This window comes from Streptomyces sp. NPDC048270 (assembly GCF_040652335.1).
Classification (GTDB): Bacteria; Actinomycetota; Actinomycetes; order Streptomycetales; family Streptomycetaceae; genus Streptomyces.
The window spans coordinates 260,807-271,550 of the sequence record NZ_JBEZLV010000001.1 but is presented as its reverse complement, the minus strand read 5'-3'; the positions used below and the strand labels follow the sequence as shown (position 1 = coordinate 271,550).

General features: G+C 74.8%; 1 protein-coding gene. It reads left to right on the top strand.

The annotated features are described in order from the left end of the window. Positions 1–8: 8 nt before the first annotated feature. On the top strand, positions 9–10,733 hold the full coding sequence (locus tag AB0D66_RS01005; RefSeq protein WP_362294645.1) for a type I polyketide synthase: 10,725 nt from the start codon (positions 9–11) through the stop codon (positions 10,731–10,733). Positions 10,734–10,744: the final 11 nt, after the last annotated feature.

Below are 10,744 nucleotides of genomic sequence, written 5' to 3'. Positions count from 1 at the left end.
GGATGGATATGTCGGCGCCCGACCAGCAGGTCGTTGAGGCACTGCGTGCCTCGCTGAAGGAGAACGCCCGGCTTCAGCAGGAGAACAGCACACTCGTCGCGGCAGCCTCGGAGCCCATCGCGATCGTGTCCATGGCCTGCCGCTACGCCGGTGGGATCCGCGGCCCGGAGGACTTCTGGCGGGTGGTGTCCGAGGGCACCGACGTCTACTCCACCTTCCCCGAGGACCGCGGCTGGGACGTCGAGGGCCTCTACCACCCGGACCCGGACAACCCCGGCACGACGTACGTCCGCGAGGGCGCCTTCCTGCGCGACGCGGCGCAGTTCGACGCCGGGTTCTTCGGGATCTCGCCGCGCGAGGCCCTGGCCATGGACCCCCAGCAGCGCCAGCTGCTCGAAGTGTCCTGGGAGACCTTCGAGCGGGCCGGCATCGACCCCCACTCGGTGCGGGGCAGCGACATCGGCATGTTCGCCGGAGTCGTGCACCAGGACTACGCGCCGGACCTCAGCGGGTTCGAGGGCTACCTCAGCCTGGAGCGCGCCCTGGGCACCGCCGGCGGCGTCGCCTCCGGCCGCGTCTCCTACACCCTCGGCCTCGAAGGCCCCGCGGTGACGGTCGACACCATGTGCTCCTCCTCCCTGGTCGCGATCCACCTCGCGGCGCAGGCGCTGCGCCGCGGCGAGTGCTCGATGGCCCTCGCGGGCGGCTCCACGGTGATGGCGACCCCCGGCGGCTTCGTCGGCTTCGCACGCCAGCGCGCCCTCGCCTTCGACGGCCGCTGCAAGTCCTATGCCGCCGGAGCCGACGGCTCCGGCTGGGCCGAGGGCGTCGGCGTGGTCCTGCTGGAGCGGCTGTCGGTGGCGCGCGAGCGCGGCCACCAGGTGCTGGCCGTCATCCGCGGCAGCGCCGTGAACCAGGACGGCGCGTCCAACGGCCTGACCGCCCCCAACGGCCCCTCGCAGCAGCGGGTCATCCGCAAGGCGCTGGAGAGCGCGGGCCTCACCCCGGCCGACGTGGACGCGGTCGAGGGCCACGGCACGGGCACCGTGCTCGGCGACCCCATCGAGGCGCAGGCGCTCCTGGCCACCTACGGCCAGGGCCGGGACCCCGAGCAGCCGCTGTGGCTCGGCTCGGTCAAGTCCGTCATCGGGCACACGCAGGCGGCGTCCGGCGTCGCCGCCGTGATCAACATGGTCCAGGCGCTGCGGCACAAGACCCTCCCCAAGACCCTCAACGTGGACGCGCCGACCCCCCAGGTCGACTGGTCCGCGGGCGCGGTCGAGCTGCTCACCGAGTCGCGGGAGTGGCCGGAGAACGGCCGTCCGCGCCGCGCCGGCGTCTCCGCCTTCGGAGCCAGCGGCACGAACGCGCACATGATCCTGGAAGAGGCGCCCGCCGAGGAGGCGCAGACCGCCGCGGCCCAGGCGCAGCCCTCCGGCGTGGTCCCGCTGGTGGTGTCGGCGGGGACCGCCACCTCGCTGGCGGCGCAGGCCGGGCGACTGGCCGCCTTCGTCGAGGACGCGGCCGAGGTGCCGCTGGCCGACGTGGCCGGGACGCTGGTCGCGGGCCGCGCCGTACTGGGCGAGCGCGCGGTGGTGCTCGCCGGTTCGAACGAGGAGGCACTGGCCGGGCTCCAGGCCCTGGCGCGCGGCGAGAACGCGGCCGGCGTGGTGACCGGCTCGGGCACCCCGGGCAAGGTCGTCTGGGTGTTCCCCGGGCAGGGCTCGCAGTGGGCCGGCATGGGCCGTGAACTGCTCGACTCCTCCCCGGTCTTCGCCGCCCGGATCGCCGAGTGCGCGGCCGCGCTGGAACGCTGGGTCGACTGGTCCCTGATCGACGTGCTGCGCGGCGACGCCGCGCCCGAACTCCTGGACCGGGTCGACGTCCTTCAGCCGGCGAGCTTCGCCGTCATGGTCGGTCTGGCCGCGGTGTGGTCGTCCGTGGGTGTCGAGCCCGACGCGGTGCTCGGCCACTCCCAGGGCGAGATAGCCGCCGCCTGCGTGTCGGGTGCGCTCTCCCTGGAGGACGCCGCCCGCGTGGTGGCCCTGCGCAGCCAGGCCATCGCCGGGCAGCTGGCCGGCCGCGGCGGCATGGCCTCGGTCGCGCTGACCGAGGAAGAGGCCGTCGCACGGCTGGAGCGCTGGGCGGACCGGGTCGAGGTCGCCGCAGTCAACGGGCCCTCGTCCGTGGTGATCGCCGGTGACGCCGAGGCCCTGGACGACGCGCTGGACGCCCTGGAGGACCAGGGCGTCCGGATCCGCCGGGTGGCCGTGGACTACGCCTCGCACACCCGCCACGTCGAGGACATCCGCGGCGCGCTCGCCGAGGCGCTGGCCGGGGTCGGCGCGCAGGCCCCGAGGATTCCGTTCTACTCCACCGTCACCGGCACCTGGGTGGAGGACGCCGACGTCCTCGACGCCGGGTACTGGTACCGCAACCTGCGCGGACAGGTCCGCTTCGGCCCGGCCGTGGCCGAGCTGATCGAGCAGGGCCACGGCGTGTTCGTGGAGGTCAGCGCCCACCCGGTGCTGGTCCAGCCGATCACCGAGGCCGTCGACAAGGCCGACACCGCCACCGGTGTCGTGGTGACGGGCTCCCTGCGGCGCGAGGACGGCGGCCTGCGCCGCCTGCTCGCCTCGATGGCCGAGCTGTTCGTCCGCGGTGTGGCCCTGGACTGGGCCCCCGTCCTGCCCGGCGGCGCGGCCGCCCGGCGCGTGGACCTGCCGACGTACGCCTTCGACCACCAGCACTACTGGATCGAGATGGGCGGTTCGGTCACGGACGCGGCCTCGCTCGGCCTCACCGGCGCCGATCACCCGCTGCTCGGCGCTGTGGTGCAGCTGCCGCAGTCCGACGGCCTGGTCTTCACCTCGCGGCTGTCGCTGCGCACCCACCCCTGGCTCGCCGGCCACGCCATCGGCGGCGTGGTGATCATCCCCGGCACGATGTACGTCGACCTCGCGGTCCGCGCAGGTGACGAGTTCGGCTACGGAGTCCTCGAGGAACTCGTCATCGAGGCACCGCTGGTGCTGCCCGAGCAGGGCGGCGTGCGGCTGCAGGTCGCGGTCGGCAGCCCCAACGCGACCGGCTCGCGCACGGTGGACGTGTACTCCCAGCGCGAGGACGCCGCCGGCGAGGGCGGCGCAAGCGAGTGGACGCGGCACGCCACCGGACTCCTCGCGGAGTCCTCCGCCAAGCGGACGACGGCGCAGGCGTTCGACTTCGCCGCCTGGCCGCCGCCGGGCGCGGAGCCCGTCGAGGTCGGGACCTTCTACACCGACCTCCTGGAGCGCGGCTACGCGTACGGCTCGGCCTTCCAGGGCCTGCGGGCCGTGTGGCGGCGCGGCGACGAGGTCTTCGCCGAGGCCGTCCTGCCCGAGGAGCAGCGCGATGAGGCCGGCAAGTACGGCATGCACCCCGCGCTGCTGGACGCCGCCCTGCACACCAACGCCTTCGCCAACCCGGACGACGACCGCCAGGTGCTGCCGTTCGCGTGGAACGGGCTGCTGCTGCACGCCGTCGGTGCCTCGGCACTGCGGGTGCGCGTGGCCCCCTGCGGCCCGGACGCGCTGTCGTTCCAGGCCGCCGACGAGACCGGCGACATGGTCCTCACCATGGACTCGCTGGTGTCCCTGCCCGTGTCCACCGACCAGTTGGGCGCCGCGGCGGGCGACGAGAGCCGCGACTCCCTGTTCGGGGTGGAGTGGACCGAGCTGCCCGCGGCGCAGGGCACCGAGCCGGCGCCGTCCTGGGCGCCGGTGTCCGCCGCCGCCGACGTGGAGGCCCTGGCCGGGAGCGCGGCAGTCCCGGCCGTGGCCGTCCTGCAGGCCGTCGCCGGCGCCGACGGCGAGGACGCCGCCCTCGCCCTGACCTCCCGCGTCCTGGGCGTCGTCCAGGCGTGGCTGGCCGGGACCGGGCTGGAGGAGTCGCGGCTGGTCGTCCTGACCCGCGGCGCCGTCCCCGCCGGTGACGGCACGGTCACCGACCCGGCCGGCTCCGCCGTGTGGGGCCTGGTGCGCGCCGCGCAGGCCGAGAACCCCGACCGGATCATCCTGATCGACACCGACCCGGCGTCCGCCGACGCGCCGGAGTCCGTCCTGCGCACGGTGCTCGGACCGGTGCTCGCCGGCGGAGAACCGCAGGCAGCGGTCCGCGGCACGGCCCTGTCCGCCCCCCGGCTCGTCCGGGCCGGCGGCGAGGTCCCCGACGTCCCCGCGGTCTTCGGAGCCGAAGGGACCGTCCTGGTCACCGGCGGTACCGGCGCCCTGGGCGCCCTGGTGGCCCGTCACCTGGTCACCCGGCACGGTGTCCGGCACCTCGTGCTGGCCGGCCGCCGGGGCCCGGCCGCCGAGGGCGCCCGGGAACTCGTCGCCGAACTCACCGGGCTGGGCGCCGCGGTGTCGGTCGTGGCCTGCGACGTGTCCGACCGCGCCCAGGTCGAGGCCGCACTGGCCGCCGTACCCGCCGAGCACCCCCTGACCGGTGTGGTGCACATGGCCGGCGTGCTGGACGACGGAGTGATCGCGACCCTGACCCCGGAGCGGCTGGCCGGCGTCTTCGCGCCGAAGGTCGACGCGGTGCGCCACCTCGACGAGCTGACCCGCGGCCTGGACCTCGACGCGTTCGTCGTGTTCTCCTCCGCCGCCTCGCTCATGGGGTCGGCCGGCCAGGGCAACTACGCGGCGGCGAACGCCTTCCTGGACGGCCTGATGGCCGGCCGCCGCCAGGCGGGCCTGCCGGGCCTCTCGCTGGCCTGGGGCCTGTGGGAGCAGACCAACGGCCTGACCGCCCACCTCAGCGCCGTCGACCAGGCGCGCATGAGCCGCGGCGGTGTGCTGGCGATGACGCCGGCCGAGGGCCTGCACATCCTCGACGTCGGCCTGCACGCCGACCAGGCACTGCTGGTCCCGATCAAGCTGGACCTGAAGGCCATGCGGAGCCAGGCGGCGGCCGGCGGGGGAGTCCCGCACCTGCTGCGCGGACTGGTCCGCGCGGGCCGGCGCACGGCGCGGGCGGCCTCCGGCGACAGCAGCGGACTGGTCCGCCGCCTCGCCGGGCTGGCCCAGGCCGAGCAGGAGAGCCTCCTGCTGACCATCGTCCAGGACGAGGCGAGCGCCGTACTGGGCTTCAGCGGACCCGAACTGGCGCAGGGGACCAAGGGGTTCAGCGACATCGGCTTCGACTCGCTGACCGCCGTCGAGCTGCGCAACCGGCTCAGCGCGGCGACCGGCGTGAAGCTGCCGGCCACGCTGATCTTCGACTACCCCACCCCCGTGGTCCTCGCCCGCCACCTGCGCGAGGAGCTCGGTGACGCGGCGGACGGCACCGCCCCCGCCTCGGCCGCGGTGGTCGCCGCCGACCCCGACGAGCCGATCGCGATCGTCGGCATGGCCTGCCGCCTGCCGGGCGGTGTCGCGGGTCCCGAGGACCTGTGGCAGCTGCTGCAGGAGCGCCGCGAGGGCATGACGGCCTTCCCCGACGACCGCGGCTGGGACCTGGAGGGCCTCTACGACCCGAACCCCGACAGCGCGGGCACCTCCTACACCACCAAGGGCGGATTCCTCCACGAGGCCGCGCAGTTCGACGCCGGGTTCTTCGGGATCTCGCCGAACGAGGCCCTCGCCATGGACCCGCAGCAGCGGCTGCTGCTGGAGGCCTCCTGGGAGGCTCTGGAGCGGGCCGGCATCGACCCGACCGCGGCCCAGGGCAGCAACATCGGCGTCTTCTCCGGCGTCTCCATCCACGACTACGTCGAGTCCCTCACCAACGTGCCCGCCGAGCTCGAAGGCTTCGTCACGACCGCCACGGCGGGAAGCGTCGCCTCGGGCCGCGTCTCGTACGCCTTCGGTTTCGAGGGTCCGGCGGTGACGGTGGACACGGCCTGCTCCTCCTCGCTGGTGGCGATGCACCTGGCCGCGCAGGCCCTGCGGCAGGGCGAGTGCTCCATGGCCCTCGCCGGCGGTGTCGCCGTCATGGGCTCGCCGATCGGAGTCCTCGGCATGTCCCGGCAGCGCGGCCTGGCCGGCGACGGCCGCTGCAAGGCGTACGGGGACGGAGCGGACGGCACGGTGCTCTCCGAGGGCGTCGCGCTGGTCGTGCTCGAGCGGCTGTCGGTGGCGCGTGAGCGCGGCCACCGGGTGCTGGCCGTACTGCGCGGCAGCGCGGTCAACCAGGACGGCGCCTCCAACGGCCTGACCGCCCCCAACGGTCCCTCGCAGCAGCGCGTGATCCGCAAGGCCCTCGACAGTGCGGGCCTGTCCCCGTCCGACGTGGACGTGGTCGAGGGGCACGGCACCGGCACGGCGCTGGGCGACCCGATCGAAGCGCAGGCCCTGCTGGCCACCTACGGCCGGGACCGGAACCCGGAGCAGCCGCTGTGGCTGGGCTCCCTGAAGTCCAACATCGGTCACACGCAGGCCGCCGCCGGCGTCGCCGGTGTCATCAAGATGGTGCAGGCGCTGCGCCACGGGGTCATGCCCGCCACGCTCCACGCGGACGAGCCCTCGAAGAAGGTGGACTGGTCCGAGGGCGCCATCGAGCTGCTGACCGAAGCGCGGGAGTGGCCGCGCGGCGGCCGTCCGCGCCGCGTGGGCGTGTCCTCGTTCGGCATCAGCGGAACGAACGCCCACCTCATCCTGGAAGAGGCGCCCGCCGACCCGGCGGAGTCCCTCTCGGCGGAGCAGGCGCCCGCGGGTGTCGTGCCCCTGGTGGTGTCGGCGCGCAGCGCCGCTTCCCTGGCCGGCCAGGCCGAGCGGCTGGCGGCGTTCATCGAGGGCGCCGACGGGGTGTCGCCGGCGGACATCGCCGGGGCCCTGCTGTCGGACCGTACGGTCTTCGGCGAGCGTGCGGTGGTCGTGGCCGAATCCGGTGCGGAGGCGCTGGCCGGCCTCCAGGCGCTGGCGCGCGGCGAGAGCGCGGCCGGTGCCGTCTCCGGCAGCGCCGGCTCGGGTGCCCCGGGCAAGGTGGTCTGGGTGTTCCCGGGCCAGGGTTCGCAGTGGGCGGGCATGGGCCGTGAACTGATGGATGCCTCTCCGGTGTTCGCGGAGCGGATCGCGCAGTGCGCGGCGGCTCTGGAGCCGTATGTGGACTGGTCGCTGGTCGAGGTTCTGCGTGGGGAGAGCGCTCCTGAGCTGATGGAGCGCGTGGACGTGCTCCAGCCCGCGAGCTTCGCGGTGATGGTGGGTCTGGCGGCGGTGTGGTCCTCCGTGGGCGTGAAGCCCGATGCGGTGCTGGGGCATTCGCAGGGTGAGATCGCGGCCGCCTGTGTGGCGGGCGCGCTCTCGCTGGAGGACGCCGCTCGTGTGGTGGCGCTGCGCAGCCAGGCCATCGCCAAGGATCTGGCCGGCCGCGGCGGCATGGCCTCGGTCGCGCTGTCCGAGGAAGAGGCCGTCGCGCGGATCGCGCCGTGGGCGGACCGGGTGGAGGTCGCGGCCGTCAACGGGCCGTCCTCCGTGGTGATCGCCGGTGACGCGCAGGCGCTGGACGAGGCCCTTGAGGCCCTGTCCGCCGGCGGTGTCCGGGTTCGTCGGGTCGCGGTGGACTACGCCTCGCACACCCGGCACGTCGAGGACATCCGCGAGGCGCTCGCCGAAACGCTCGCGGGGATCGGGGCGCAGGCGCCGAAGGTGCCCTTCTACTCGACCGTGACCGGCGGTTGGATCGCCGACGCCGGGATCCTGGACGGCGGCTACTGGTACCGCAACCTGCGGGCGCAGGTGGGCTTCGGCCCGGCGGTGGTGGAGCTGCTCGGCCAGGGCCACGGGGTGTTCGTGGAGGTCAGCGCCCACCCGGTGCTGGTCCAGCCGATCGCCGAAACCGTCGACACCACCGGCGGCGACGTCGTAGTGACCGGTTCGCTGCGCCGCGAGGACGGCGGCCCGCGCCGCCTGCTCGCCTCCATGGCCGAGCTGTTCGTCCGCGGTATCGCGCTCGACTGGAACGCCGTGCTCCCGCAGACGGCCTCCCGGCGCGTGGACCTGCCGACCTACGCCTTCGACCACCAGCACTACTGGCTCCAGCTGGCCGAGTCGGCCACCGACGCCGCGTCGCTGGGCCAGGTGACGGCCGACCACCCGCTGCTGGGTGCGGTGGTCCAGCTGCCGCAGTCCGACGGGCTGGTCTTCACCTCGCGGCTCTCGCTGCGCACGCACCCCTGGCTCGCCGACCACACCGTCGGCGGCGTGGCGCTCCTCCCGGCCACCGTGCTGGTGGAGCTGGCCGTGCGCGCCGGCGACGAGGCCGGATACGGGCTCCTGGAGGAGCTGGCGATCGAGGCCCCGCTGGTCGTGCCCGAGCACGGCGGCGTACGCGTCCAGGTCGCGGTGGGCGGTCCGGGTGAGGCCGGTGCGCGGACCGTGGAGGTGTACTCGCTGCGCGAGGACGCCGTCGGTGCGGACGCGTGGACGCGGCACGCCAGGGGTGTGCTGGCGGAGTCGGCCCGGGCCGGCGGCGCCGGTAGCGGGTTCGACTTCGCGGCCTGGCCGCCGGCCGGTGCCCAGCCAGTGGAGATCGAGGGCTTCTACCCCGGCCTGGCCGGGCGCGGCTACGCGTACGGTCCGGCGTTCCAGGGCGTGCGGGCGGTGTGGCGTCGCGGCGAGGAGCTCTTCGCCGAGGTCGCCCTGTCCGAGGAACTGCGCAAGGACGCCGACCGGTTCGGCCTGCACCCCGCGCTGCTGGACGCGGCCCTCCAGGCCGGGACGATCGACGTCGCGGTCGCGGAAACCGGTACGGTGCGCCAGGCGCTCGACTGGAACGGCCTGGTGCTGCACGCCGTGGGCGCCTCGGCGCTGCGGGTGCGGCTGGCCCCGGCCGGCCCGGACACGCTCTCGGTCGAGGCGGCCGACGAGACCGGCGGCCTGGTCCTGACCCTGGAGTCGCTGGTCTCCGGGTCGGTGTCCGTCGAGCAGCTGGACACCGCGGCGGACACGGCCGTCGCCAACTCCCTGTACGGAGTGGAGTGGGCCGAGCTGTCCCTGGCGGAGGGGTCCGACCCCTCCCCGTGGTGGGTGCCGGTGGCCACGGCCGAGGACGTCGCGGCCCTCGCCGAGGGCGCCGAGGTCCCGGCGGTCGCGCTGCTGGAAGCGGTCGGCGCAGCCGGCGACGACGCGGCCCTGGCCCTGTCCACCCGCGTGCTGGCGGTCGTCCAGGCGTGGCTGGCCACGACCGGGCTGGAGGAGTCGCGGCTCGTCGTGGCGACCCGCGGCGCGGTTCCCGCCGGTGACGGCGCGGTGAGCGACCCGGCCGGCTCGGCCGTCTGGGGTCTCATCCGTGCCGCCCAGGTCGAGAACCCGGGCCGGATCGTCCTGCTCGACACCGACCCCGCCGCCGAAGGCAATGTGGAACTGGTACTCGGCACGGTGCTCGCGAGCGACGAGCCGCAGGTCGCCGTCCGGGGCACCGCCCTCTCCGCGCCCCGGCTGGTCCGGGCGGGCGGAGAAGCCGCGCAGGCTCCCGCGGTGTTCGGACCGGAAGGCACGGTCCTGATCACGGGCGGAACCGGGGCGCTGGGCGCCCTGGTGGCCCGCCACCTCGTCACCCGGCACGGCGTACGGAGCCTGGTGCTGGCCGGCCGTCGCGGTGCCGATGCCGAGGGCGCGCAGGCACTTGTCGCCGAGCTCACCGAGCAGGGCGCTGCCGTATCGGTGGCCGCCTGCGACGTGTCCGACCGCGACCAGGTGCGCTCCCTGCTGGCCTCGGTCCCGGCCGAGCACCCGCTGACCGGTGTGGTGCACACCGCGGGTGTACCGGACGACGCCGTGATCACGGCGCTGACGCCGGAGCAGCTGGCCACGGTGTTCGCCCCGAAGGTGGACGCGGTGCGCCACCTCGACGAGCTGACCCGCGGCCTGGACCTCGACGCCTTCGTGGTCTTCTCCTCCGCGGCCGCGCTCATGGGGTCGGCCGGCCAGGGCAACCAGGCGGCTGCGAACGCCTTCCTGGACGGCCTGATGGCCGCCCGCCGCGCGGCGGACCTGCCCGGCCAGTCGCTCGCCTGGGGCCAGTGGCAGCAGCCCGCCGGGACCGGCGGCCTGCGCCTCGCGGCCGCGGAGGGCACGGAGCTCTTCGACGCCGCCGTCGGGTCCGGTCAGGCACTGCTGGTGCCGATCAAGCTGGACCTGCGGACCCTGCGCACCCAGGCAGCGGCCGGCGGGGAAGTCCCGCACCTGCTGCGCGGCCTGGTCCGCGCGGGCCGGCAGGTGGCGCGGACGGCCACCGCCACGGACGGCGGGCTGCTCCGCCGCCTGGCCGGGCTCGCCGCCGCGGAACAGGAGGAACTGCTCCTCGACCTGGTCCGTGCCCAGGCAGCCGTCGTACTCGGCCACGCCGGGCCCGACGGAGTGGGCGCCGACACGGCGTTCAAGGAAGCGGGATTCGACTCCCTCACATCGGTGGCACTGCGCAACGGGCTGTGCGAATCGACCGGACTGAAGCTTCCGGCCACGCTGATCTTCGACTACCCGACCCCGCTGGCCCTTGCCCGGCACCTGCACCACGAACTGCTCCCGGACGGCGGCTCGACGGACTCGGACGTGGACGAGGAGCGGCTGCGCAACGCACTCGCCTCTCTCCCGCTCGCCCGGTTCCGGGAGGCCGGATTGATGGATGCCCTGGTCAAGCTGGTCGCCCTCGGCGACGGCGATCTGGAAACCGACGCTGTCGACGAGCCCGGCGCGGGAGCGGCGATCGCCGATCTCGACGTCGACGATCTCGTCTCCATGGCGCTCGGCGACTGAAGTCCTTCGAA